We start from the raw sequence: 24,681 nt of genomic DNA, 5'->3' as shown, positions 1-24,681 counted from the left end.
ATCAACCGCAACAACCGCCTCAAGCGACTGCTCGACCTCGGCGCGCCCGAGATCATCGTCAACAACGAGAAGCGGATGCTGCAGGAGGCCGTCGACTCGCTGTTCGACAACGGCCGTCGTGGCCGTCCGGTCACCGGACCGGGCAACCGTCCCCTGAAGTCCATCTCGGACATGCTCAAGGGCAAGCAGGGTCGCTTCCGCCAGAACCTGCTCGGCAAGCGCGTCGACTACTCGGGCCGTTCGGTCATCGTCGTCGGCCCGCAGCTCAAGCTGCACCAGTGCGGTCTGCCCAAGCAGATGGCGCTGGAGCTGTTCAAGCCCTTTGTCATGAAGCGCCTGGTCGACCTCGCGCACGCGCAGAACATCAAGAGCGCCAAGCGCATGGTCGAGCGCGCGCGCCCGGTCGTGTGGGACGTGCTCGAAGAGGTCATCGCCGAGCACCCCGTGCTGCTCAACCGTGCGCCCACGCTGCACCGTCTGGGCATCCAGGCGTTCGAGCCGCAGCTCATCGAGGGCAAGGCCATCCAGATCCACCCGCTCGTCTGCTCGGCCTTCAACGCCGACTTCGATGGTGACCAGATGGCCGTGCACCTGCCGCTGTCGGCCGAGGCGCAGGCCGAGGCCCGCATCCTCATGCTGTCGACCAACAACATCCTGAAGCCGTCCGACGGTCGCCCGGTCACGATGCCGACCCAGGACATGATCATCGGTCTGTACTTCCTGACCCTCGATCGTGACGGTCACCCGGGCGAGGGCCGCCACTTCGGCTCCGTCGCCGAGGCGATCATGGCGTTCGACCACCGTGAGATCACGCTGCAGAGCAAGGTCTCGATCCGCATCGGTGGCCAGACGCGGCAGACGTCCCTCGGCCGCGCGATCTTCAACGAGGCGCTGCCGGAGGACTTCGAGTTCGTCAACTACCAGGTCGGCAAGAAGGAGCTTGGCGTCATCGTCAACGCGCTGGCCGAGCGGTACAGCAAGGTCGACGTGGCCAACGCGCTCGACGCGCTGAAGGACACCGGCTTCCACTGGGCCACGCGCTCGGGTGTCACGATCTCGATGGACGACGTCGTCAGCCCGGACTCCAAGCCCGAGATCCTCGCGCGCTACGAGGACCTGGCCGCCAAGGTCCAGAAGCAGTTCGACCGCGGCCTGATCACCGAGGACGAGCGTCGTCAGGAGCTCATCGAGATCTGGACGCAGGCCACGGCTGAGGTCGCGGAGGCGATGAACGAGAACTTCCACGTCGACAACCCGATCTACATGATGGTCAACTCGGGTGCGCGCGGAAACATGATGCAGCTGCGTCAGATCGCCGCCATGCGTGGCCTCGTGGCCAACCCCAAGGGCGAGATCATCCCGCGTCCGATCAAGTCCAACTACCGCGAGGGCCTGTCGGTCGTCGAGTACTTCATCGCGACCCACGGCGCTCGCAAGGGCCTGGCCGACACGGCGCTCCGTACGGCCGACTCGGGCTACCTGACGCGTCGACTCGTCGACGTCAGCCAGGACGTCATCATCCGCGAGCCCGACTGCGGCACCGAGCGTGGTCTGCCCAAGAAGATCGCCGAGAAGCTCGAGGACGGCACCCTGGTGCCCCACGAGCACGTCGAGACCTCGATCTACGCCCGCGCCTCGGCCACCGACATCGTCGACCCGAAGAGCGGCGAGGTCCTGATCGGCGCCGGCGAGGACATCGGCGACGACGACATCGAGCGTCTGATCGCTGCTGGTCTGGAGGAGGTCCGGGTCCGGACCGTCCTGACCTGCGAGGCCGCCGCGGGCAGCTGCGCCAAGTGCTACGGCCGCTCGCTGGCCACCGGCAAGCTCGTCGACATCGGGGAGGCCGTCGGCACCATCGCGGCCCAGTCGATCGGTGAGCCCGGCACGCAGCTCACGATGCGCACCTTCCACACCGGTGGTGTGGCCGGTGACGACATCACGCACGGCCTGCCGCGCGTCGTTGAGCTGTTCGAGGCGCGCCAGCCCAAGGGCAAGGCGCCGATCACCGAGGTCGCCGGTCGCGTCCAGATCGACGACTCCGAGGCGATGCGCAAGCTCGTCGTCACCCCCGACGACGGCTCGGAGCCGCTGGAGTACCCGGTCACGAAGCGCTCGCGTCTGCAGGTCACCGACGGTCAGCACGTCGAGGTGGGCGACCAGCTCACCCACGGCACGCCCGACCCGCAGGAAGTCCTGCGCATCCTCGGTGTCCGCAAGGCGCAGGAGCACCTCGTGGACGAGGTCCAGGAGGTCTACCGCAGCCAGGGCGTGGCGATCCACGACAAGCACATCGAGATCATCGTGCGCCAGATGCTCCGTCGCGTGACGGTCATCGAGCAGAGCGACTCGAACCTGATCCCGGGTGACCTGGTCGACCGGGCCTCGTTCGAGGCGGAGAATCGCCGCGTCGTCGCCGAGGGTGGCACGCCGGCCTCGGGTCGTCCGGTGCTCATGGGCATCACGAAGGCCTCGCTGGCCGTCGAGTCGTGGCTGTCGGCCGCCTCGTTCCAGGAGACCACGCGCGTCCTGACCGACGCGGCGATCCACGGCAAGTCGGACTGGCTGCGTGGCCTCAAGGAGAACATCATCATCGGCAAGCTCATCCCGGCCGGCACCGGCCTGGAGCGGTACCGCAACATCGCGGTCGAGCCCACCGAGGAGGCCCGCCAGAACGCCTACGCAGTCTCGGGCTACGAGGGGTACGACTACAACTTCGGCCAGCCCGAGGGTGTGCAGGTCGACGCCTACGACTACACCTCCTACGAGAGCTGATCGTTCGCCGATCGCCCTGACGAAGGCCCCGGGACCGCCATCAACGGCGGACCCGGGGCCTTCGTCCGTCCCCGCCCGCCCACCCCCAGCGCCTCCCCGGGAGGGGGACCGAATCTGAGGGATCGTGGTTGCTGAGGGCGCGAGGCCTGAGGGGTTGAGGGTGTGGGGGCACCCTCAACCCCTCAGCCTGCGTCCTCCCGGGCCACGGATGCTCTGCGTCGCCAGCGCTCGCGGCGCGACAGCACGGGCACCGGACGCACCGATCCGGTCCACCCGCCCGAGCGCAGGGCGCGCACCAGCTGGTCGAGCACGACCGCCGGTTCGTGGCGCACGACGTAGGACGTGAACACCAGCAGCCGCGGCCCGTCGATCACGATCTCGTTCGACCGGAAGAGGTCGTGCGACCACTGCACGACGCCGTGGTGCGGCAGCCCGTGGATCTCCACGGCCACACCGAGCTCGGGCCACTCGGCGTCGAGGTAGTAGCGCCCGTCCCGCCCGCGGACGACCCGCTGGCGCGTCGGTCGGGGCAGGCCCGCGACGAGGACGAGATCGTCGAAGTCCTTCTCGGGCAGGGAGGCGATGCCGCCATCGGCGTCCAGCACGGACTCGCGGACGAGCCCGGCCCGTCGCACGGTGGCACGGCGGTCGAGCAGTGCGTGCATGGTGCGCGGCGCGACCAGGCCCTGCTGCAGCGAGGCGAGCACGATCGCGCGCGCGTGCCGGTCGTGGGTCGTCCACGACGCCGCGTCGACGATGCTCCGCTCGGTGCGCGTGCGGCGCGGTGTCCGCGCGGGAGCGATGTCGGCCGGGTCCAGCTGGGTGCTCCAGTGCGTCACGGTGCCGGGCAGGTGGGGGCGATCGGCGCCCTCGGGCAGGACGACGAAGCACCGTTCCGGTTCGAAGCCGCGGAGACCGTCGAGCTCGAGGGCCGCGAGCCCGCCGAGCGCGGCGTCCGGTGGGCAGGCCGCGAGGGAGACCTCCCAGCGTTCGTGGCGGGTCAGCGGCCCGTTGTGCGTCACGTAGACGCCGCGGTGGGGTCGCTGCCAGCGGCCGGAGTCCACGGCGTGGCGGACGGCGGCGCGGCCGTGGAGGGCGAAGGCTTCGGCGGCACGCATGACGGGCATCGGTCCATCGCAGCCTGGCCGCGCTCGTGCCGCCAGGGCGCCGCTCGCGGCTGTGGACGGCCGCGGCGCGGCCCCGGCCTGTGGACAGCGGCGAGCGCGTCGGCGAGACCTGCGGGGTTGCGGGCGCGGTAGCACCCTCAACCCCGCAGATTGCGTCCCGCAGCAACCACTAACGATCAGTTTGCGTCCCAGGTAGCCGGGGCGCGGGTCGTCAGACGGGGATCTTGACCTGGGGGGACTCGTCGATCGGACGGAACATCCAGGTGAGCCGGGGCTCGAACACGGGACGGAAGACCCGGGCGACGATCGGTGTCATGAGCAGGTTGGCCAGCACGATCGCAGCGATGATCAGGCCGGCCACGGATCGGACGCCGTACGGCTCGAGCTGGTCCCAGAGGTGGAAGTGCCGGTCGAGCCAGATGATGACGAATCCGTGCAGGAGGTAGCAGTAGAACGTGCGCTCTCCGAAGGACGTCGTCCAGGACCGACGCCGTGGCACGAGCGACAGGGCCGCGAACGTCATGAGGAGGCCGAGCGCGATCAGGCCAGCACGGATCAGCAGCCCCTCCGCGAAGGTCGTGCCGAGATCGACGTAGCTGTTCTTCCACAGCAGCCACGCCTGGGCGTCCGGGATCCGCACGAGCTGGCAGAACACGAACAGCCCGCCGAGCAGGGCGATCGAGGCGGCCCGGATCCGCATCGTGCCGAGCCGCAGGAAGTGCTCGCGCGTCAGGTGCAGGCCGATGACGTAGAACGGCAGGAAGGCCACGGTCTTGTGGATCGCCAGGACGTTGGGGATGTCGATCAGGCCCGACCCCAGGGAGATCACGATCGAGGTCGTGATCGGGTAGCGCAGCGCCCGCCAGACTGGGGTCGTGAGCCGCCAGAGGATCAGGGCCGCCATGAACCAGCCGATCCACTGCGGCGAGAGCACCATGAGCTGCTTCGGTTCACCCGTGTAGTGGCGCGTGATGAGCTGCAGGCTCAGCTCGACCAGCAGGTACGGCACGACCAGGGTGCTCACGAGCCGCCGGATCTGACGGACGTCACCGACGTAGTGGCGAGCCGTGTAGCCGGAGATCAGGATGAAGAACGGCATGTGGAACGCATAGATCCACGTGTAGACCCCCCGCGCGCTGTCCATCACGACGAGCTCCGTGAGGCAGTGGCCGATCACGACCAGCAGCATGACCCAGTACCGCGCGTTGTCGAGGTAGGCGACGCGCTCCTTCGGGCCCGAGGGGGACACGGGCAGGGGGGCCAGGGCAGACATCGAACCGACTGTAGCGACCCGCTGTTCAGGTGACATCCTGAGAGGCGTGGAGCACTCCGACCCGGTTCGTCGCACGCAGCGCCTCGGTGCCTACGGGATCGTGGTGCGGGAACGGGAGCAGCGTGAGCTGCTCATCACGCGCGTCTCGCCGTCCGGCTATCCCGCCGGCTGGTGGGCTCTTCCCGGTGGGGGAGTCGACCACGGGGAGTCGCCGAACGACGCGGTGCGGCGTGAGCTCCACGAGGAGACGGGCCTGGACGTGCTGGAGCAACGGCTCGTCGAGGTGCACGACGTCCACACGGTCGCGCCCGGCCGCGGCGACGCCTGGGAGGACTACCACGGCGTGCACCTGCTGTACGCGTGTCGGGTCGACACCGACGCCGTGCCGCACGTCGTCGAGACGGGGGGCACGACCGACCTGGCCCTGTGGCTGCCCGTGGCCGACCTGCGCGACGGCCGCCCGCTGCTGCCGGTCGTCGAGCACGTGCTCGACCGGCTGGATCAGCTCGCGGGCGTGTGGAACAGCATGACGTAGTTGCCGCGCGCCGTGATGACGTGCGTCGCGACGGCACGTTCGCCGTCCGGGGCCGTGGCCGAGAAGGTCACGTCGACCTCGTTGAGGCCCTCGTAGGAGTCGAGCGTGACCGGGACGTCCGGCGCGAGCGACTCGACGTAGGACCGCGCGATCTCCCGCGCCTCGGAGCTGCTGGGCACGTGCAGCGTCACGAACTCGGGCTGGAACGAGCTCAGCAGGATCACGGTGCCCTCGGGGGCGACCCAGCCGTTGAGCAGGGGCGTGTCGGCAGGGGCCTGGGTGTCCATGGCGGGCCAGATGACGTCGTCGAGGTCCGCGCCGACGGGGCCAGGCTCGGTGGGCGGCGTGGCGTCGTCAGCGACCGACCGGGCGACGCGAGGGTCGCTGAGGTCCTGGACGCGGACCTCCATGACCGGACGGGTCAGGGTCGAGGGGGCCGAGATCCGGGTCTGCGGGTCACCCGGGTCGACGAACATCGAGATGGCCAGGGTGCGGTCGTCCGCGGTGACGCCCTCGACCTCGAGCTCGCAGCCGGTGACCCGCTCGTCGACGACCGTGCAGTAGCTGCCGAAGTCGTCGGGATCGACCCCGGCGTCCGGCAGGAGGGCGGCGATCTGGGCGACGAGGGCCTGGACCGTCTCGGACTTGCCGGCCGAGGAGTCGGCGTCGATGCGGATGAGCGCCACCGTGACGTCCGCGGGAGGCGGCTCCTCCAGGAGCGCGAAGGTGTCGTCGTCGGGACGCCCGGACTTGGTGATGTCGGGCGGCGTGGGCTGGAGCATCCCGTCCGGGTTGTTGCGGGCGGCCGACACGGCGTCGGAGACACCTTGGCGGGTCAGGGCGACCGTGAGGTCGGGCTGGTAGGCCTCGATGATGCGGGTGCTGCGGTAGCGGGCGAGGGGACCGAGCTGCACCGCCCCGTTCGGCACGGCGAGCCCGTCCACGATGGGGGACTCCGGTCCGCCCTCGTGGATCGTGATCTCGTCGGGGGCCGACTCCGAGCCCGCGCCCGCGCCGGGGTCGCCGGAGCCGATCTGGCACCCGGCCAGGGCCCCGGTGACCACCGCTGCCGACAGTGCTGCCGACGCCATGCGCCTCCAGCGAACCATGCCCCCACCTCCAGACGAACGATCCCCGTGAGATCCGGGCCAACCTTAGCGGGAGGCCCCCACCTCGACCCGGGGTGGCGATCCGCACGCGGGCGAGCTGGCCCCCTCGCGCGACGATCCTGGCGAATCGGGCAGCGCGCGTCCCGGCGAGGCGCGAGACTACGCAGGTCCCCTGTCCCCCTCACCAGGAGTCCTGATGGACCACGTCCTCGAGCTCGCGACAGCGATGCAGCGGTACGCCGAGCTGGCCGATGCCGCTTTCGGTCACGAGTCCGTCCCGAGCTGCCCCGGCTGGACCGTGGACGATCTGACGGCACACCTCGGCACGGTGCACCGGTGGGCGGGCTCGATCATGCTGTCGGGTCAGCGGCTGGACCCACCGGAGGGCGTGCGGGTCACCGAGCCGCGGGCCGACTGGTACGCCGGGACCGCGGCCGCACTCCTCGAGATCGTGAGAGCCGTCCCGGTCGACGAGCCCACGCCGAACTCGGCCCGGGTCCACGAGACCGCCGCGTACTGGCCGCGACGGCAGACGCACGAGACCACGATCCACGTGATCGACGCCGGACTCGCGCTGGGCCTGGGGGCCGACGGCACGCCGATCTCGCCCGAGCTGGCCACCGACGGCGTCGACGAGGTGCTGGGGGTCATGCTGCCGCGGATGACGGCGCGGGGCCATCGCCCGCACCTGGAGGGGCGCGTGCGCCTCGTCGCCACCGACACCGGACGGTCCTGGGTCCTGGGAGAGTCGGGCGATGCCATGCGCACGCCCGTGCTGCTGTTCGCGGGCGACGAGGCCGACGCCGACGGCCAGATCCAGGGCACGGCGGTCGACCTCTACCTCGGGCTCTGGGGGCGGGTCGAGCACGAGCGCCTCGCCGCCGACGGCGCCGGTCGGGACCTGCTGCAGGGGCCGCTGGTCCCGTGACCCCGATCCCGTGACCCCGGTGCCGTGACCCCGATGCCGTGACGCTGGTGCCGTGACGCTGGTCCCACCGGCGCGTCGCGCGCCGTGGGTCCCCGCGGGGTTCGCCATCATGTGGCCATGTCTCTGACGACGGCCCTGACCTGGAAGCTGCACGGCGACGACGGCCGCACGATCGCCGAGGGCGATGTGGTGCGACCCGACGAGCGGCTCACGTGGCCGGCCACGATCGGCCTCGGCCTCCAGCACGTCGTGGCGATGTTCGGGGCGACGTTCCTCGTCCCGATCCTGACCGGCTTCCCGGCCACGACGACGCTGTTCTTCTCGGGCGTCGGCACGATCTTGTTCCTGGTCGTCACGGGCAACCGCCTGCCGAGCTACCTCGGCTCTTCCTTCGCGTTCATCGCCCCGATCACGGCTGCGACGGCCTCCTCGGCCGGGCCCGGAGGCGCCCTGTTCGGCATCGTGGCGGTCGGCGTCCTGCTCGCCCTGGTGGGCGCGCTCGTCACGGTCACGGGCACCGGGTGGATCGACGCGCTGATGCCGCCGGTCGTCGCCGGGGCGATCGTCGCGCTGATCGGGCTGAACCTAGCCCCGGTCGCGAAGGCGAACTTCGAGCAGGCTCCGTGGGTCGCGCTCATCACGCTCGCCGCCGTGATCCTGTGGACCGTGGTGTTCCGCGGTCTCGTCGCGCGGCTCTCGATCTTCTTCGGCGTCGCGATCGGCTACGTCGCGGCCGTCGTGGCCGGTCAGGTCGACCTCAGTCCGGTCGAGCAGGCCGCGTGGGTCGGGCTGCCCGACTTCGCCGCCCCGACCGTGGCGTGGTCGGTGCTGCCGGCCTTCATCCCGGTCGTGCTCGTGCTGGTGGCCGAGAACGTCGGTCACGTCCGCAGCGTCGCCCACCTGACCGATCCGGCCCTCAACGAGCGCACGGGCCGGGCGCTCCTGGCCGACGGGCTCGCGACCACGGTCGCGGGGCTCGGCGGCGGCTCGGGCACCACGACCTACGGCGAGAACATCGGCGTCATGGCGGCCACGAAGGTGTACTCGACCGCGGCCTACTGGGTCGCCGGCCTGTTCGCGGTCGCGCTGGGGTTCCTGCCGAAGGTCGGTGCGCTCGTCAACACCGTGCCGCCGGGGGTCCTGGGCGGCGTGACGACGGCCCTGTACGGCCTGATCGGCGTCATCGGCATCAAGATCTGGATCGACAACCACGTCGACTTCTCCCGCCCCGCGAACCAGTTCACGGCGGCCACCGCGCTCGTCGTCGGCATCGCCGACTTCACCTTCAGCGCCGGCGAGCTGACCTTCAACGGCATCGCGCTCGGCACGGTCGCGGCGATCGTCGTCTATCACGTCATGACGTCCCTGGAGCGGGCGCGCGGCGCTGGGGCCGCTGGCGAGCCTCGCCCCTGACGCCCCGCCGCGAGACCGCGGTCGAGCGACACCGTCGGCGTTTTGACCCGTCCTGTCGCGGCAGGTAGTCTTGGAAGCCGTGTCTGGATCCACCAGACCGATGCACGCATCCTGTCGTCCCGAACGCCCGGATCTTCGTATCCGCCGGGAACGATGGCGAGTGCATCAAGAGTCGAGACGCTCAGTCGAGAAGAAGGATGTCGCGTAGTGCCCACGATCAATCAGCTGGTCCGCAAGGGCCGCCAGTCCAAGGTGGTCAAGACCAGCACGCCGGCCCTCAAGGGGTCGCCGCAGCGTCGTGGGGTGTGCACCCGCGTGTACACGACCACGCCGAAGAAGCCGAACTCCGCGCTCCGCAAGGTCGCGCGCGTCAAGCTCTCCTCGGGCACGGAGGTCACCGCGTACATCCCCGGTGAGGGCCACAACCTGCAGGAGCACTCGATCGTGCTCGTCCGCGGTGGTCGTGTGAAGGACCTTCCGGGCGTCCGCTACAAGATCGTCCGTGGCTCCCTCGACACCCAGGGCGTCAAGGGCCGCAAGCAGGCTCGCAGCCGTTACGGTGCGAAGAAGGAGAAGAGCTAATGCCTCGCAAGGGTCCCGCCGCCAAGCGCATCCCCGAGACCGACCCGGTCTACAGCAGCCAGATCGTCACGCAGCTAATCAACAAGATTCTCGTCGACGGCAAGAAGCAGACCGCGCAGCGCATCGTCTACTCCGCGCTCGAGGGCGCTCGTGAGAAGAACGCCACCGATCCGGTCATCACGCTCAAGCGTGCGCTCGACAACGTCCGTCCGAGCCTCGAGGTCAAGAGCCGCCGTGTCGGCGGTGCGACCTACCAGGTGCCGATCGAGGTCCGTCCGGCCCGCCAGACGACCCTCGCGATGCGCTGGCTCGTCAAGTACGCCGGCGAGCGTCGTGAGAAGACCATGGCCGAGCGCCTCCAGAACGAGATCCTCGACGCCAGCAACGGCCTCGGCGGAGCCGTCAAGAAGCGCGAGGACACGCACAAGATGGCCGAGGCCAACCGCGCGTTCGCGCACTACCGCTGGTAATCAACGCTGCAGGGCGGGGCCCGACCGGCCCCGCCCGCACCCCCTCCTCCGTTCCACCACCAAGAGAGAGCTCACGTAGTGGCTACCGACATCACGACCGACCTGACCCGGGTCCGCAACATCGGCATCATGGCGCACATCGATGCCGGCAAGACCACCACCACCGAGCGCATCCTCTTCTACACCGGCATCAACTACAAGATCGGTGAGGTCCACGACGGCGGGGCCACGATGGACTGGATGGAGCAGGAGCAGGAGCGCGGCATCACGATCACGTCGGCCGCGACGACCTGCTGGTGGAAGAACCACCAGATCAACATCATCGACACCCCCGGCCACGTCGACTTCACGGTCGAGGTCGAGCGCTCGCTGCGCGTCCTCGACGGCGCCGTCGCCGTCTTCGACGGCGTCGCCGGTGTCGAGCCGCAGTCCGAGACGGTCTGGCGTCAGGCCGACAAGTACGGCGTCCCGCGCATGTGCTTCGTCAACAAGCTCGACCGCACGGGCGCCTCGTTCGACTTCTGCGTCACGACGATCCGCGAGCGCCTCGGCGCCACCGCGCTCGTCCTGCAGCTCCCGATCGGGGCCGAGGCCGACTTCCTCGGCGTCGTCGACCTCGTCGGCATGCGGGCCCTGACCTGGCGTGGCGAGACCACGATCGGCGAGGACTACACCGTCGAGGAGATCCCGGCCGAGCTGGCCGACGCCGCCGCCGAGGGCCGCGAGGCCCTGCTGGAGACGCTGTCCGACGTCGACGACGAGATCGCCGAGCTCTACCTGGACGGCGCCGACATCTCGGTCGAGGTCCTGCAGGCCGCGATCCGCCGCGCCACCCTGGCCGCCAAGCTCAACCCCGTCCTGTGCGGCACGGCGTTCAAGAACAAGGGCGTCCAGCCCCTGCTCGACGCCGTCGTGGCGTACCTGCCCTCGCCCATCGACGTCGGCGCCATCGACGGCCTCGACCCGAAGGACGAGAGCAAGACCGACACGCGCGAGCCGTCCGACGACGTGCCGTTCTCGGGCCTGGCGTTCAAGATCGCCACGGACCCGCACCTCGGCAAGCTCACGTTCGTGCGCGTCTACTCCGGCCGCCTGGAGGCGGGCACCCAGGTGCTCAACGTCACCAAGGGCCGCAAGGAGCGGATCGGCAAGGTCTATCAGATGCACGCCAACAAGCGTGAGGAGATCGCGTCGGTCGGCGCCGGTCAAATCGTCGCCGTCATGGGCCTGAAGGACACCACCACGGGTGAGACGTTGGCCGACTCGGCCAACCCCATCGTGCTGGAGTCCATGACGTTCCCCGACCCGGTCATCCAGGTCGCGATCGAGCCCAAGACCAAGAGCGACCAGGAGAAGCTCGGCGTCGCGATCCAGAAGCTCGCCGAGGAGGACCCGACGTTCCAGGTCCACACCGACGAGGAGACCGGGCAGACCATCATCGCCGGCATGGGCGAGCTGCACCTCGACATCCTGGTCGACCGCATGAAGCGGGAGTTCAACGTCGAGGCCAACGTCGGCAAGCCGCAGGTCGCGTACCGCGAGACCATCCGCAAGACGGTCACGGGGCACAGCTACACGCACAAGAAGCAGACCGGTGGCTCGGGCCAGTTCGCAAAGGTCGTCATCGGCATCGCCCCCAACGGCCCCGAGACCGGCGGCGAGGGCGGCTACGAGTTCGTCAACGAGGTCACGGGTGGTCGCGTCCCGCGCGAGTACATCCCGTCGGTCGACGCCGGTGGACAGGCCGCCATGGAGTTCGGCGTGCTCGCCGGCTACCCCATGGTCGACGTCAAGTTCACCCTGGAGGACGGCGCGTACCACGACGTCGACTCCAGCGAGCTCGCGTTCAAGCTGGCCGGCAACATGGCCTTCAAGGAGGCCGCTCGCAAGGCCGGTCCGGTCCTGCTCGAGCCGATGTTCTCGGTCGAGGTCACGACGCCCGACGACTACATGGGCGACGTGATCGGCGACCTCAACTCCCGCCGCGGCCAGGTCCAGTCGATGGACGAGGGCTACGGAGGCGCGAAGCTCATCAAGGCTCTCGTGCCGCTCTCGGAGATGTTCGGCTACGTCGGCGACCTGCGGTCCAAGACCTCGGGTCGTGCCTCGTACTCGATGCAGTTCGACTCGTACGCGGAGGTCCCCAAGGCCGTCGCGGAGGAGATCGTCAAGAAGGTTCGCGGCGAGTAGTCCGCGGGGCCTCGGCCCCACCACCACTCGGTAGTACCCATCCCCTAAGGTGGCCTGAGGTTTCCCACGCGGGGCCCGACGGCTTTCACAGTCAGCACCATCACAACCCAGAAGGAGCCCCAGTGGCTAAGGCGAAGTTCGAGCGGACCAAGCCGCACATGAACATCGGCACCATCGGACACATCGACCACGGCAAGACGACCTTGACCGCGGCGATCACGAAGGTGCTGCACGACAAGTACCCCGAGCTGAACGAGGCCTCGGCCTTCGACCAGATCGACAAGGCTCCCGAGGAGCGTCAGCGCGGCATCACGATCTCGATCTCGCACGTCGAGTACCAGACCGAGAACCGCCACTACGCGCACGTCGACTGCCCGGGTCACGCCGACTATGTCAAGAACATGATCACGGGTGCGGCGCAGATGGACGGCGCGATCCTCGTGGTCGCCGCCACCGACGGCCCCATGCCCCAGACGCGTGAGCACGTGCTGCTCGCCCGCCAGGTCGGCGTGCCGTCCATGGTCGTGGCGCTCAACAAGTGCGACATGGTCGACGACGAGGAGATCCTCGAGCTCGTCGAGATGGAGGTCCGCGAGCTGCTGAGCGACCAGGACTTCGACGGCGACAACGTCCCGATCGTCCGCGTCGCCGCGCACCCCGCGCTGCAGGGCGACGCGAAGTGGGGCGACTCGATCGCCGAGCTCATGGCTGCTGTCGACGACTACATCCCGCTGCCCCCGCGTGAGACGGACAAGCCGTTCCTCATGCCGGTCGAGGACGTCTTCACGATCACCGGTCGTGGCACCGTCATCACCGGTCGCATCGAGCGTGGTGTCATCAAGGTCAACGAGACCGTCGACATCGTCGGTATCCGTGACACGAAGCAGACCACGACGGTCACGGGCATCGAGATGTTCCGCAAGCTCCTCGACGAGGGCCAGGCCGGCGAGAACGTGGGCCTGCTGCTCCGCGGCACCAAGCGTGAGGACGTCGAGCGGGGCATGGTCATCATCGCTCCCGGCTCGACCACGCCGCACACGGAGTTCGAGGGCCAGGCGTACATCCTGTCCAAGGAGGAGGGCGGCCGTCACACGCCGTTCTTCAACAACTACCGTCCGCAGTTCTACTTCCGCACCACGGACGTCACCGGCGTCGTCACGCTGCCCGAGGGCACCGAGATGGTCATGCCCGGCGACAACACCGAGATGAGCGTCGAGCTGATCCAGCCCATCGCCATGGAGGAGGGCCTGCGCTTCGCCATCCGCGAGGGCGGCCGTACCGTCGGCGCCGGCCGGGTCACCAAGATCAACAAGTGATCGAGTTGATCTGACCCAGCTCAGCTGAGACCAAGCCCCTCGGACCTTCGGGTCCGGGGGGCTTCGTCGTGCGCCGGGAGCGCCGCGTGGGTGGTCCCGGCCTGCGCCGGTGGCGACGCAATCTGCGGGGTTGCGGGTGCCCTGGCGCCCTCAACCCCGCAGACTCGGTCGTGCGAGCGACCGCCATCCCTCAGATTCGGTCCACGTGGGGGAGCGGCGGGGTGGGAACGGTTGTCGTGGGCGTCCCTTGGGCGGACACGCCCTCGCCGTCTCGGCGGTGCGCGCGTAGCGTCGGGTGCATGGGACACGGACACGACCACACTGCCGGCGGGGCCGGGGTTCGCCATCGCCGCAAGCTCGTGCTCGTGCTGGTCCTGACGGTGGCGGTGCTCGTGGTGCAGGCCGTCGTCGCGATCATCACCGGGAGCCTCGCGCTGCTGGCTGACGCCGGCCACATGCTCAGTGACTCGTTCGGTCTGGTCATGGCGCTCGCGGCGATCGCGGTCGCCCAGCGCGGCGCGCCGGCCGGCTCGCCCCGCACGTTCGGGTACCACCGCACCGAGATCCTCGCCGCCGGCGCGAACGGCCTGCTGCTGGTCGGTCTCTGCGCGTGGATCGTGGTCAGCGCCGTCCGCCGGCTCGGCGATCCTGTCGAGCTCGAGGCCTGGCCCGTGCTCGCAGCCGGCGCGGTGGGCCTGGTCGTCAACGTCATCGGCCTCCTCGTGCTGCGCTCCGGCGCAGGGGAGAGCCTGAACGTCCGGGGCGCCTACCTCGAGGTCATGGGCGATGCGCTCGGCTCGATCGCCGTGCTGGTGTCCGCCGTCGTGATCCTCGCGACCGGCTGGTACCGGGCCGACGCGGTGGCCTCGTTGGCCATCGCCGTGCTGATCCTGCCGCGGGCCGCGAGTCTGCTGCGGGACGTGGGCGCGGTGCTGATGGAGTCGTCGCCGCAGGACGTCGACCTCGCCGAGCTGCGCCGCCACATCCTGCAGACCCCGGGCGTGGCCGACGTGCACGACCTGCACGTGTGGACCATCACCTCCGGCATGCCGGTCATGAGCGCCCATGTCGTCGTGGAGGACTCGATCGAGCAGATGGGTCAGGCTCACGCGGTGCTCGACGGTCTTCGTGCGTGCCTGGCGGAGCACTTCGACGTCGCCCACTCGACCCTGCAGATCGAGCCGCGCGGCCACGCCGACTCCGAGCCGCACCTGCACGCCTGACACGTAGGGCCCGGCCCCCGACTCGTGTGAGCCTGGGACCGGGCCCCTGGGGCGCGGCGGGTCAGGAGGTCGGCAGGGCCTCGGTCCAGATCTGCTCGGGGATCTCGGTGTCCTGGCCGATGACCGTGGCGGCCTGGCGCTTGTACTCGAACTGGTAGGCGTCGGCGCGGGTGTTGACCTGGAACGCGACCCATCCCTTCGCGGCCTCGCCGGAGGAGGGGTTGTCGAGCGGGGTGAGGCCCGCGGCCTCCAGGTCCTCGTCGAGGATCGTGGTCGCGGAGCCGGCCAGCTCACCGTCGGCGGTGACCAGCTTCCAGCCGCCCTGGATGCCGCCGGAGAACTGGTCGCCGGCCACGAGGTCGAGCTCGAGGAGCACGAACTCGCCGCCGCCCTCGACGACGGCACTGCCGGTGTCGCTGGGCGCGAAGTCGCGGACCATCTGCGTGACCGAGATCGTGTCGCCGAGCACGTCGTCGGTGATCGTGATGCTCACCGGCAGCGTCTCGCTCTCCGGGGCCTCCGCGGTGTCCTCGGTCTGCTCGACGGTGGGGGTGGGGGTGGACTCGGAGTCGGAGTCGTCGGAGCCGCACGCGGTCAGGGTCAGGGCGACGGCGGCGGCCAGGGCGATGTGGCGGAGCTTCACAGGGCGATCCTCGAATCTGGGGTCGGTGGTGATGTCTCGGATGACGGTGTCATCCTCCCAGTCTCCACACAGGCGACGCACAGCAGGCGGCTCGCCCGTGATCGTGCTGGACACCGGTCTGAGGGGGGCAGGGCGCCAGATGTTCCCGCCTCTCGGCCACCGATTTGGAGATCCGTGCCGATCTCTGTCAGACTAGTGCGGTTGCTCCGGCCGGACTGCTGGGGTGCGCTCGCTCGGAACTCACGCCGAGACTCAACGGGTGCGCCGAACCTGAGGTCCGACCCGGTTCGCCGAAAGCTCGATGATCTCCCGATCATCTGCAGCACAGCGAATCCAACCACCCAACTTGAGATCTGTGCATGTCCGCGCCAGCGCGCAGTAGCGACACGCCCGACCTCGGGGAACGTGGGACCGGAGTGGCCGAGCCACTCCGAGGGGGAGTGGATCGCGAAACGTACGACGACGCAAAGGACAACGCGAGCATGGCGGGACAGAAGATCCGTATCCGGCTCAAGGCCTACGACCACGAGGTCATTGACTCCTCGGCACGCAAGATCGTGGACACGGTGACGAGCACGGGCGCGAAGGTGGCCGGACCGGTCCCGCTCCCGACGGAGAAGAACGTGTTCTGCGTGATCCGTTCGCCGCACAAGTACAAGGACAGCCGCGAGCACTTCGAGATGCGCACCCACAAGCGGCTCATCGACATTCTCGACCCGACCCCCAAGACGGTCGACTCGCTCATGCGACTCGACCTCCCCGCGGGTGTCGACATCGAGATCAAGCTCTGAGGGGACTGCGAGTCATGAGCAACTCTGCCACCGCCACCGCGCGCGGCATCCTCGGTCGCAAGCTCGGGATGACGCAGGTCTGGGACGAGGACAACCGGGTCGTCCCGGTCACCGTCATCGCCGCCAGCACCAACGTCGTGACCCAGATCCGTACCCGTGAGACCGACGGCTACAGCGCCGTTCAGATCGGGTTCGGCGAGATCGACGGACGCAAGGTCAACAAGCCGCAGTCCGGTCACTTCGCCAAGGCCGGCGTCACGCCGCGCCGCCACGTCGTCGAGATCCGCACCGAGCTGGTCGCTGACTACACGCTCGGCCAGGAGATCTCGCCCGAGATCTTCAGCGCCGGCGACAAGATCGACGTCACCGGCACCAGCAAGGGCAAGGGCTTCGCGGGCGTCATGAAGCGTCACGGCTTCGCCGGCGTCGGTGCGTCGCACGGCGCCCACCGCAACCACCGCAAGCCGGGCTCGATCGGTGGCTGCGCCACGCCGGGTCGCGTCTTCAAGGGCCTGCGCATGGCGGGCCACATGGGCACCGACACGGTGACCACCCAGAACCTCACCGTCCACGCGGTCGACGTCGAGAAGGGCATCATCCTGGTCAAGGGTGCCGTGCCCGGCCCCAAGGGCCAGCTCGTCGTCCTCCGCTCCGCCGCCAAGGGGGCATGACCATGGCTCAGACGATCGACGTCGACCTGCCGGTCGACATCTTCGACACCCAGGTCAACGTGCCGTTGATCCACCAGGTGGTCGTGGCGCAGCTCGCCGCGGCGCGCCAGGGCACGCACAGCACCAAGACGCGCGGCGAGGTGTCCGGCGGCGGCAAGAAGCCGTACCGCCAGAAGGGCACCGGCCGCGCCCGTCAGGGCTCGATCCGCGCCCCCCAGTACGCCGGCGGTGGCACGGTCCACGGCCCGACGCCGCGTGACTACGAGCAGCGCACGCCCAAGAAGATGAAGGCCGCCGCCCTGCGCGGTGCCCTCTCGGACCGGGCCCGCTCGGGTCGCCTCCACGTCGTGGAGTCCTTCGTCACGGGCGACGCCCCGTCGACCAAGGCCGCCATCGCCGCGGTGCGCGCCGTCACGACGCGTCACCGGGTCCTGGTCGTCATCGAGCCCGGTGACGACGTCACGGCCAAGAGCCTGCGCAACCTCACGGGCCTGGTGGTCCTGACGTTCGACCAGCTCAACACCTACGACGTCATCAAGAGCGACGACGTGGTCTTCACCAAGGCCGCGTTCGACGCCTTCGTGGCGGCTCGGTCGGCCGAGGGTGTCGACACCATCAAGCTGAGCGCGGCCGTCGTCGAGTCGTCCGGTGCCCCGTCGGCCCCGGCCAAGAAGGCGGCCCCGGCCAAGAAGGCCCCGGCCACCAAGGCGGCAGCGGCCAAGGCCGACGAGCCGGCCGACGCCGGCGTCACCAAGACCCAGCCGTACGGCCCGGGTTCCAAGGCTCCGCTCAAGAGTGGCAACGCCCCCAAGGGCTTTGACATCAAGGGCAACGCCGATTCCATGAAGTACCACGTGCCCGACGGCCAGTGGTACGACGCCACGATCGCCGAGGTCTGGTTCGACTCCGTGGAGTCGGCCGAGGCCGCGGGATTCACGAAGGCTGGTGAGTGACCATGACCAACCTGCCCAAGGACCCGCGCGACGTCGTGCTGTCCCCGGTCGTCAGTGAGAAGACGTACAACCTCATCGACGACAACAAGTACACCTTCGTGGTGCACCCCGACGCGAACAAGACGGAGATCAAGATCGCCGTCGAGCAGATCTTCGACGTCAAGGTCACCGCGGTCAACACGCTCAACCGCAAGGGCAAGACGCGCCGCACCCGCAACGGTGTCGGCAAGCGCAAGGACACCAAGCGGGCGATCGTCAGCGTCGCTGCCGGTCAGAGCATCGACATCTTCTCGAGCCCGAGCTGAGGACTGAGCAGACATGGCAATCCGTAAGTACAAGCCGACCACCCCGGGCCGTCGTGGCTCCTCGGTGGCCGACTTCGCCGAGATCACTCGCACGACTCCTGAGAAGTCGCTGGTCGAGCCGCTGCCCAAGAAGGGCGGCCGCAACAACCAGGGACGCATCACGACTCGTCACCAGGGCGGTGGCCACAAGCGTGCCTACCGCATCATCGACTTCAAGCGCTACGACAAGGACGGCGTGCCGGCCAAGGTCGCTCACATCGAGTACGACCCGAACCGCACCGCCCGCATCGCGCTGCTGCACTACGCCGACGGTGAGAAGCGGTACATCATCGCGCCCGAGGGTCTGCGGCAGGGCATGACGGTCGAGTCCGGCGTCGGCGCCGACATCAAGACCGGCAACAACCTGCCGCTGCGCAACATCCCGGTCGGCTCGGTCGTGCACTCGGTCGAGCTCCGCCCCGGGGGCGGCGCCAAGATGGGTCGTTCGGCCGGCGTTCGCGTCCAGCTCGTCGCCAAGGAGGGCTCGCGCGCACAGCTGCGCCTGCCGTCCGGCGAGATGCGCTACGTCGACGTCCGCTGCCGCGCCACGCTGGGCGAGGTCGGCAACGCCGAGCAGTCCAACATCAACTGGGGCAAGGCCGGCCGCAACCGGTGGAAGGGCAAGCGCCCGACCGTCCGCGGTGTCGCCATGAACCCGGTCGACCACCCGCACGGTGGTGGCGAGGGCAAGACCTCCGGAGGCCGTCACCCGGTCAGCCCGTGGGGCAAGCCCGAGGGCCGTACGCGCAAGCGCAAGGCCAGTGACCAGATGATCGTCCGCCGCCGCAAGTCCGGCCGCTGAGAGGACCTGAACAATGCCCCGCAGCCTGAAGAAGGGCCCGTTCGTCGACGGCCACCTCGAGAAGAAGGTGGACGCTCAGAACGAGGCCGGTACGCACACCGTCATCAAGACCTGGTCGCGTCGCTCGATGATCCTGCCGTCCTTCATCGGACACACGGTCGCCGTGCACGACGGCCGCAAGCACGTCCCCGTGTTCATCACCGACTCGATGGTCGGCCACAAGCTGGGTGAGTTCGCTCCCACCCGCACCTTCCGTGGCCACGAGAAGGACGACCGAAAGGCGAAGCGTCGATGAACGTGAACTCCGTCGTCAATTGCGCGGCAGTCGTCACGTCGGCTGCCACGCCGTCCGTATCGAACCAGGTGGTGTCCTCATGAGTGCACAGACTCGCGAGCAGGTTTCTGCGCGTCGCGAGCGCCTGCTGGGCGACCAGCCCGGTGCGTTCGCCGTCGCCCGATTCGTCCGCGTCACCCCGCAGAAGGCCCGCCGTGTGGCGGACCTGATCCGCGGTGCGCAGGTCGACGAGGCCGTCGCGACGCTCCAGTTCGCCCCGCAGGCCGTCGCCCAGAACTTCCTGAAGCTGGTCGAGTCCGCTGTCGCGAACGCCGAGACCACCGAGGACCTCGACGCCGCCGACCTGGTGGTCAGCGTCGTCACGGTCGACGAGGGCCCCACGATGAAGCGTTGGCGCCCCCGCGCCAAGGGTGCGGCCAACCGCATCCTCAAGCGCACGAGCCACCTGACCGTCGTCGTCACGCCGGTCGACACCACGAAGGGAGGGACTCGCTGATGGGACAGAAGATCAACCCGCACGGGTTCCGACTCGGTATCTCGACCGATCACAAGAGCCGTTGGTACGCCGACAAGCTGTACAGCAGCTACGTCGGCGAGGACGTCAAGATCCGCAAGATGCTGACCAAGGGCATGGACCGCGCCGGCATCAGCCGCGTGGAGATCGAGCGCACGCGTGACCGCGTCCGCGTCGACATCCACACCGCGCGTCCGGGCATCGTCATCGGCCGCCGCGGCGCCGAGGCCGACCGCATCCGCGGCGATCTCGAGAAGCTCACCGGCAAGCAGGTGCAGCTCAACATCCTCGAGGTCAAGCAGCCCGAGCTCGACGCGCAGCTCGTCGCGCAGGGCGTGGCCGAGCAGCTGAGTGGTCGTGTGCAGTTCCGTCGCGCGATGCGCAAGGCGATGCAGACCACGATGCGTTCGGGTGCCAAGGGCATCCGGATCCAGTGCTCGGGTCGTCTCGGCGGCGCCGAGATGAGCCGCTCGGAGTTCTACCGCGAGGGCCGCGTGCCCCTGCACACCCTCCGTGCCGACGTCGACTACGGCTTCTACGAGGCCAAGACCACGTTCGGTCGCATCGGCGTCAAGGTCTGGATCTACAAGGGCGAGGTCGCCGGCACCCGTGCCGAGCGCGAGGCCGAGGCCGCCAAGCGCGCCGCAGCCCCGGGTGCCCGCCGCGCCGGTCGTGGCGGCGGTCGCCGTCCCGAGCGTCCGGCCCGTGAGGGTGCCCCCGCGTCGGCCACGTCCGAGGCCCCGTCGTCGGCTCAGCCTGCGGCCGAGCCGGTCGCGGCTGCCGCTGCTCCTGCTACCGCCGAGGGAGGCGAGTCCTGATGTTGATGCCCCGACGGGTCAAGTACCGCAAGCAGCACCACCCGAAGCGCCGCGGCATGGCCAAGGGCGGCACGACGCTCGCCTTCGGCGAGTACGGCATCCAGGCGGTCGAGGGTCACTACGTGACCAACCGCCAGATCGAGTCGGCTCGTATCGCCATGACGCGTCACATCAAGCGTGGCGGCAAGGTCTGGATCAACATCTACCCGGACCGCCCCCTCACCAAGAAGCCCGCCGAGACCCGCATGGGTTCGGGCAAGGGCTCGCCGGAGTGGTGGGTCGCCAACGTCAAGCCGGGCCGCGTCATGTTCGAGCTCTCGGGCGTCGACGAGAACACGGCCCGCGAGGCGATGCGCCGCGCGATCCACAAGCTGCCGATGAAGGCACGTTTCATCAGCCGTGAGACCGAGGGAGGCATCTGATGGCGATCACGACTGCAGTGGAGCTGCGTCTGCTCGACGCCGACGGCCTTGCCGAGAAGCTGCGCGACGCCAAGGAAGAGCTGTTCAACCTGCGCTTCCAGAACGCGACGGGCCAGCTCGACAACACCGCGCGTCTGCGCACCGTCCGCAAGGACATCGCCCGCATCTACACGGTGCTGCGCGAGCGTGAGCTCGGCATCATCGAGACCACCGACGACAACGCCGAGGTGGACGCATGAGCACGAAGGACGAGACTGTGACGAACGAGCGCTCTGCACGCAAGGTGCGCGAGGGCCTGGTCGTGAGCGACAAGATGGACAAGACCATCGTCGTGAACGTCGAGGAGCGCTACAAGCACGCCCTGTACGGCAAGGTGCTGCGCCGCAACATCAAGCTGAAGGCCCACGACGAGGAGAACGGCGCCGGGATCGGCGACCGCGTGCGGATCATGGAGACCCGCCCGCTGTCGGCCACCAAGCGCTGGCGCCTCGTCGAGGTCCTCGAGAAGGCGAAGTGACGACATGATCCAGCAAGAGTCGCGACTCAAGGTCGCCGACAACACCGGTGCGAAGGAGATCCTCTGCATCCGTGTCCTCGGTGGCTCGGGCCGGCGTTACGCCGGCATCGGCGACACGATCGTCGCCACCGTCAAGGACGCGATCCCGGGCGGCAACGTCAAGAAGGGCGATGTCGTCAAGGCCGTCGTCGTGCGGACCGTGAAGGAGCGCCGTCGTCCCGACGGTTCCTACATCAAGTTCGACGAGAACGCGGCCGTGATCCTCAAGGCGGACGGAGACCCGCGCGGCACGCGCATCTTCGGCCCCGTCGGGCGCGAGCTTCGTGACAAGAAGTTCATGCGCATCATCTCGCTGGCACCGGAGGTGCTGTGATGTCAGGCATCAAGAAGGGCGATCAGGTCCAGGTCATCGCCGGCGCCGACAAGGGCGTCACCGGCAAGGTGATCCAGGTCCTGACCGAGCACGATCGCGTGATCGTCGAGGGCGTCAACCGCGTCAAGAAGCACACCCGGGCTGCCCAGTCCGGTGGCGCTGAGACCGGCGGCATCATCACGGTCGAGGCCGCGATCCACATCTCGAACGTGCAGCTCGTCGTCGACGGCGACGACGGCAAGACCACGACGCGGATCGGCTACCGCCGCGACGACGTCACCAAGACCCGGCCCGACGGCTCGACCTACGCGGCCCAGCGCAGCGTGCGGATCGCGCGCAAGACCGGAAAGGAGATCTGAGCATGGCTACTGATTCATCGACGGCCACCGCCACGGCTCCGCGTCTCAAGGAGAAGTACCGCAACGAGATCGTCTCGGCGCTGCGCGAGAAGTTCGAGTACGACAACGTCATGCAGGTGCCCGGCCTGACCAAGATCGTGGTCAACATGGGCGTCGGCGAGGCTGCGCGTGACGGCAAGCTGATCGAGGGCGCCGTGCGCGACCTCACCGCGATCACCGGCCAGAAGCCGCAGGTCACCAAGGCCCGCAAGTCCATCGCCCAGTTCAAGCTGCGCGAGGGCATGCCGATCGGTGCGCACGTCACGCTGCGTGGCGACCGCATGTGGGAGTTCCTGGACCGCCTGCTGACGCTGGCGCTTCCCCGCATCCGCGACTTCCGTGGTCTCAGCCCCAAGCAGTTCGACGGACGCGGCAACTACACCTTCGGTCTGACCGAGCAGGTCATGTTCCACGAGATCGATCAGGACAAGATCGACCGCTCGCGGGGCATGGACATCACGGTCGTCACCACCGCCACGAACGATGACGAGGGTCGCGCGCTGCTCAAGCTGCTCGGCTTCCCCTACAAGGAGAACTGACATGGCGAAGACTGGTCTCAAGGTCAAGGCCGCCCGCAAGCCCAAGTTCGCGGTGCGTGGCTACACGCGCTGCCAGCGTTGTGGCCGCTCGCAGTCGGTCTACAAGAAGTTCGGCCTGTGCCGCATCTGCCTGCGTGAGATGGCGCATCGCGGAGAGCTGCCGGGCGTCACGAAGTCCTCCTGGTAATCCAGAAGAACACCTACCCGTTGGAGGTCCCCTCCCACTCGGCCCCGGCCGAGGACGAGACGGAAACCGCAGCGAGAAACGGAAACACCACCCATGACGATGACTGACCCGATCGCGGATCTGCTGACGCGGATCCGCAACGGCAACCAGGCGTACCACGACTCCGTGACCGCGCCCTACAGCAAGCTGAAGGAGGGTGTCGTCACCCTGCTGAAGCAGGAGGGCTACATCACGGACTTCTCCGTGGCCGAGCCCGCCGAGGGCGAGGTCGGCCGCACGCTGACCGTGACCCTCAAGTACGGCCCGCACCGCGAGCGCTCGATCGCCGGCATCCGCCGCATCAGCAAGCCCGGTCTGCGTGTCTACGCCAAGAGCAGCAACCTGCCCAAGGTCCTCGGCGGCCTCGGCGTGGCGATCATCTCCACGAGCCAGGGTCTGCTGACCGACCGTCAGGCCAACAGCAAGGGCGTAGGTGGGGAAGTCCTCGCCTACGTCTGGTGAGGGGAGGAGAACCATGTCACGCATTGGCAAGATTCCCGTCGCCGTTCCCGCGGGCGTCGAGGTCTCGATCGAGGGCCAGGACGTTCGCGTCAAGGGCCCCAAGGGCGAGCTCTCGCACACCGTCGCGGAGCCCATCACCGTCACGAAGTCCGAGGACGGCAGCCTGGCCGTCGAGCGCCCGAACGACGAGCGTCGCAGCAAGGCGCTCCACGGCCTGAGCCGCACCCTGATCAGCAACATGGTCGTGGGCGTGACCGAGGGCTACGAGAAGAAGCTCGAGATCGTCGGCGTCGGCTACCGCGTGCTCGCCAAGGGCCCGAACGCCGTCGAGCTCAACCTCGGCTTCAGCCACCCGGTGCCGTTCGACGCGCCCGAGGGCATCACGTTCGCGGTCGAGTCGGCCACCAAGCTGTCGGTGCAGGGCATCGACAAGCAGCTGGTCGGCGAGGTCGCTGCCAACATCCGCAAGATCCGCAAGCCCGAGCCGTACAAGGGCAAGGGCGTGCGCTACGCCGGCGAGCGCGTCGTGCGCAAGGCCGGAAAGGCTGGTAAGTGATGGCCATCTCCATCAATCACAAGCGCAATCTCGCGAGCCGCGCTGCGTCGCGGTCGCGTCGTCAGATCCGTGGGCGCAAGAAGATCGCCGGTTCGGCCGATCGTCCCCGCCTCGTGATCACCCGGTCGAGCAAGCACATCGTGGCTCAGGTCGTCAACGACCTCGAGGGCCACACGCTCGCCTCGGCCTCCACCATGGAGTCGGACCTGCGTTCGTTCGAGGGCGACAAGACGGCCAAGGCCAAGAAGGTCGGCGAGCTCGTGGCCGATCGTGCGAAGGCGGCTGGAGTCGAGACGGTCGTGTTCGACCGCGCCGGCAACAAGTACGCCGGTCGCGTCGCGGCCCTGGCCGACGGCGCTCGCTCGGGCGGACTGGAGTTCTGATGACCACCATTCACACCAACACCTTTGGGAGCG

Annotated in this window: 31 protein-coding genes; 27 read left to right on the top strand and 4 right to left on the bottom strand. The window is 68.8% G+C overall.

Annotation, left to right across the window (positions count from 1 at the left end; translation table 11 throughout):
* Positions 1-2,775, top strand: a 2,775-nt coding sequence (gene rpoC / locus KAG51_RS06610) for a DNA-directed RNA polymerase subunit beta' (protein ID WP_290581900.1), incomplete at its 5' end; no start/stop codon positions are given.
* Positions 2,776-2,957: 182 nt separating this feature from the next.
* Here rpoC and KAG51_RS06605 read toward each other — a convergent pair.
* Together KAG51_RS06605 and KAG51_RS06600 are read right to left on the bottom strand one after the other, a co-directional pair.
* The gene (locus KAG51_RS06605) at positions 2,958-3,902 is read right to left on the bottom strand and encodes a hypothetical protein (RefSeq protein WP_290581898.1); all 945 of its coding nucleotides are present in this window, start codon (positions 3,900-3,902) and stop codon (positions 2,958-2,960) included.
* A 211-nt stretch (positions 3,903-4,113) separates the two neighbouring features.
* Entirely contained in the window at positions 4,114-5,175 is a 1,062-nt protein-coding gene (locus tag KAG51_RS06600) for an acyltransferase family protein (protein ID WP_290581896.1), read from the bottom strand.
* Between the two features lie 46 nt (positions 5,176-5,221).
* Between KAG51_RS06600 and KAG51_RS06595 the strand changes: the two genes are divergently transcribed.
* A complete protein-coding gene (locus KAG51_RS06595; protein WP_290581894.1) occupies positions 5,222-5,710 on the top strand; it encodes an NUDIX domain-containing protein in 489 nt (162 codons plus the stop codon).
* Here the strand turns inward: KAG51_RS06595 and KAG51_RS06590 are convergent.
* Positions 5,677-6,819: a hypothetical protein gene (locus tag KAG51_RS06590; RefSeq protein WP_290581892.1), complete on the bottom strand. Its 1,143-nt coding sequence runs from the start codon at positions 6,817-6,819 to the stop codon at positions 5,677-5,679. The two genes, KAG51_RS06595 and KAG51_RS06590, sit on opposite strands and share 34 nt — an antisense overlap.
* A gap of 196 nt (positions 6,820-7,015) precedes the next feature.
* Between KAG51_RS06590 and KAG51_RS06585 the strand changes: the two genes are divergently transcribed.
* From KAG51_RS06585 to KAG51_RS06555, 7 genes are all read left to right on the top strand, one after another.
* Positions 7,016-7,747, top strand: coding sequence for a maleylpyruvate isomerase family mycothiol-dependent enzyme (locus tag KAG51_RS06585; protein ID WP_290581890.1), 732 nt, complete (start codon positions 7,016-7,018; stop codon positions 7,745-7,747).
* A gap of 117 nt (positions 7,748-7,864) precedes the next feature.
* A complete protein-coding gene (locus tag KAG51_RS06580) occupies positions 7,865-9,160 on the top strand; it encodes a solute carrier family 23 protein (protein ID WP_290581888.1) in 1,296 nt (431 codons plus the stop codon).
* Positions 9,161-9,367: 207 nt separating this feature from the next.
* The gene (gene rpsL, locus KAG51_RS06575; protein ID WP_229051889.1) at positions 9,368-9,742 is read left to right on the top strand and encodes a 30S ribosomal protein S12; all 375 of its coding nucleotides are present in this window, start codon (positions 9,368-9,370) and stop codon (positions 9,740-9,742) included.
* Positions 9,742-10,212, top strand: coding sequence for a 30S ribosomal protein S7 (gene rpsG / locus KAG51_RS06570; RefSeq protein ID WP_290581886.1), 471 nt, complete (start codon positions 9,742-9,744; stop codon positions 10,210-10,212). Before rpsL ends, rpsG begins: the two co-directional genes overlap by 1 nt.
* 78 nt (positions 10,213-10,290) lie before the next feature.
* Positions 10,291-12,402, top strand: coding sequence for an elongation factor G (gene fusA, locus KAG51_RS06565; RefSeq protein ID WP_290581884.1), 2,112 nt, complete (start codon positions 10,291-10,293; stop codon positions 12,400-12,402).
* 122 nt (positions 12,403-12,524) lie between these two features.
* Positions 12,525-13,718 (top strand): elongation factor Tu, encoded by a 1,194-nt coding sequence (gene tuf, locus KAG51_RS06560; RefSeq protein WP_290581882.1) that lies wholly within the window; start codon positions 12,525-12,527, stop codon positions 13,716-13,718.
* 299 nt (positions 13,719-14,017) lie between these two features.
* A complete protein-coding gene (locus tag KAG51_RS06555) occupies positions 14,018-14,941 on the top strand; it encodes a cation diffusion facilitator family transporter (RefSeq protein ID WP_290581880.1) in 924 nt (307 codons plus the stop codon).
* 61 nt (positions 14,942-15,002) lie between these two features.
* Here the strand turns inward: KAG51_RS06555 and KAG51_RS06550 are convergent, their stop codons facing one another.
* Positions 15,003-15,584: a hypothetical protein gene (locus tag KAG51_RS06550; RefSeq protein WP_290581878.1), complete on the bottom strand. Its 582-nt coding sequence runs from the start codon at positions 15,582-15,584 to the stop codon at positions 15,003-15,005.
* Positions 15,585-16,066: 482 nt separating this feature from the next.
* Here KAG51_RS06550 and rpsJ point away from each other — a divergent pair, with 482 nt between their 5' ends.
* The 18 genes from rpsJ (at position 16,067) to rplR (ending at position 24,648) form a co-directional block, all read left to right on the top strand.
* Positions 16,067-16,375, top strand: a complete 309-nt coding sequence (rpsJ, locus tag KAG51_RS06545) for a 30S ribosomal protein S10 (protein WP_229053069.1) — start codon at positions 16,067-16,069, stop codon at positions 16,373-16,375.
* 14 nt (positions 16,376-16,389) lie between these two features.
* Positions 16,390-17,046, top strand: a complete 657-nt coding sequence (rplC, locus tag KAG51_RS06540) for a 50S ribosomal protein L3 (protein ID WP_290581875.1) — start codon at positions 16,390-16,392, stop codon at positions 17,044-17,046.
* Between the two features lie 2 nt (positions 17,047-17,048).
* Positions 17,049-17,999, top strand: coding sequence for a 50S ribosomal protein L4 (gene rplD / locus KAG51_RS06535; protein WP_290581873.1), 951 nt, complete (start codon positions 17,049-17,051; stop codon positions 17,997-17,999).
* 2 nt (positions 18,000-18,001) lie between these two features.
* Positions 18,002-18,304 (top strand): 50S ribosomal protein L23, encoded by a 303-nt coding sequence (gene rplW, locus KAG51_RS06530; protein ID WP_290581906.1) that lies wholly within the window; start codon positions 18,002-18,004, stop codon positions 18,302-18,304.
* A gap of 13 nt (positions 18,305-18,317) precedes the next feature.
* On the top strand, positions 18,318-19,145 hold the full coding sequence (gene rplB / locus KAG51_RS06525; protein ID WP_290581871.1) for a 50S ribosomal protein L2: 828 nt from the start codon (positions 18,318-18,320) through the stop codon (positions 19,143-19,145).
* Positions 19,146-19,158: 13 nt separating this feature from the next.
* Positions 19,159-19,440 (top strand): 30S ribosomal protein S19, encoded by a 282-nt coding sequence (rpsS, locus tag KAG51_RS06520; protein ID WP_229051879.1) that lies wholly within the window; start codon positions 19,159-19,161, stop codon positions 19,438-19,440.
* Between the two features lie 79 nt (positions 19,441-19,519).
* Positions 19,520-19,936, top strand: coding sequence for a 50S ribosomal protein L22 (gene rplV / locus KAG51_RS06515; protein WP_290581869.1), 417 nt, complete (start codon positions 19,520-19,522; stop codon positions 19,934-19,936).
* Positions 19,936-20,772 (top strand): 30S ribosomal protein S3, encoded by an 837-nt coding sequence (rpsC, locus tag KAG51_RS06510; RefSeq protein WP_290581865.1) that lies wholly within the window; start codon positions 19,936-19,938, stop codon positions 20,770-20,772. The genes rplV and rpsC overlap by 1 nt, the downstream gene beginning before the upstream one ends.
* Positions 20,772-21,194, top strand: a complete 423-nt coding sequence (rplP, locus tag KAG51_RS06505; protein ID WP_290581863.1) for a 50S ribosomal protein L16 — start codon at positions 20,772-20,774, stop codon at positions 21,192-21,194. The genes rpsC and rplP overlap by 1 nt, the downstream gene beginning before the upstream one ends.
* Positions 21,191-21,433 (top strand): 50S ribosomal protein L29, encoded by a 243-nt coding sequence (gene rpmC / locus KAG51_RS06500; RefSeq protein ID WP_363316147.1) that lies wholly within the window; start codon positions 21,191-21,193, stop codon positions 21,431-21,433. The genes rplP and rpmC overlap by 4 nt, the downstream gene beginning before the upstream one ends.
* A complete protein-coding gene (gene rpsQ / locus KAG51_RS06495) occupies positions 21,430-21,711 on the top strand; it encodes a 30S ribosomal protein S17 (protein ID WP_290581859.1) in 282 nt (93 codons plus the stop codon). Before rpmC ends, rpsQ begins: the two co-directional genes overlap by 4 nt.
* A gap of 4 nt (positions 21,712-21,715) precedes the next feature.
* A complete protein-coding gene (gene rplN / locus KAG51_RS06490) occupies positions 21,716-22,084 on the top strand; it encodes a 50S ribosomal protein L14 (RefSeq protein WP_056209423.1) in 369 nt (122 codons plus the stop codon).
* Entirely contained in the window at positions 22,084-22,443 is a 360-nt protein-coding gene (gene rplX, locus KAG51_RS06485; protein WP_290581857.1) for a 50S ribosomal protein L24, read from the top strand. Before rplN ends, rplX begins: the two co-directional genes overlap by 1 nt.
* A gap of 2 nt (positions 22,444-22,445) precedes the next feature.
* On the top strand, positions 22,446-23,021 hold the full coding sequence (gene rplE, locus KAG51_RS06480) for a 50S ribosomal protein L5 (protein ID WP_290581855.1): 576 nt from the start codon (positions 22,446-22,448) through the stop codon (positions 23,019-23,021).
* Between the two features lies 1 nt (position 23,022).
* Entirely contained in the window at positions 23,023-23,208 is a 186-nt protein-coding gene (locus KAG51_RS06475; protein WP_229051872.1) for a type Z 30S ribosomal protein S14, read from the top strand.
* Between the two features lie 93 nt (positions 23,209-23,301).
* Complete coding sequence (rpsH, locus tag KAG51_RS06470; protein ID WP_290581851.1) at positions 23,302-23,709, top strand: 30S ribosomal protein S8; 408 nt, start codon at positions 23,302-23,304, stop codon at positions 23,707-23,709.
* A 13-nt stretch (positions 23,710-23,722) separates the two neighbouring features.
* Entirely contained in the window at positions 23,723-24,265 is a 543-nt protein-coding gene (gene rplF / locus KAG51_RS06465) for a 50S ribosomal protein L6 (RefSeq protein ID WP_290581849.1), read from the top strand.
* Complete coding sequence (rplR, locus tag KAG51_RS06460; RefSeq protein ID WP_290581847.1) at positions 24,265-24,648, top strand: 50S ribosomal protein L18; 384 nt, start codon at positions 24,265-24,267, stop codon at positions 24,646-24,648. Before rplF ends, rplR begins: the two co-directional genes overlap by 1 nt.
* Positions 24,649-24,681: the final 33 nt, after the last annotated feature.

The organism is Aeromicrobium sp., from assembly GCF_023146395.1.
In the GTDB taxonomy this organism is placed as follows: Bacteria; Actinomycetota; Actinomycetes; order Propionibacteriales; family Nocardioidaceae; genus Aeromicrobium.
The sequence above is the reverse complement of the archived record's forward strand: the minus strand, read 5'-3'. Positions and strand labels throughout refer to the sequence as shown.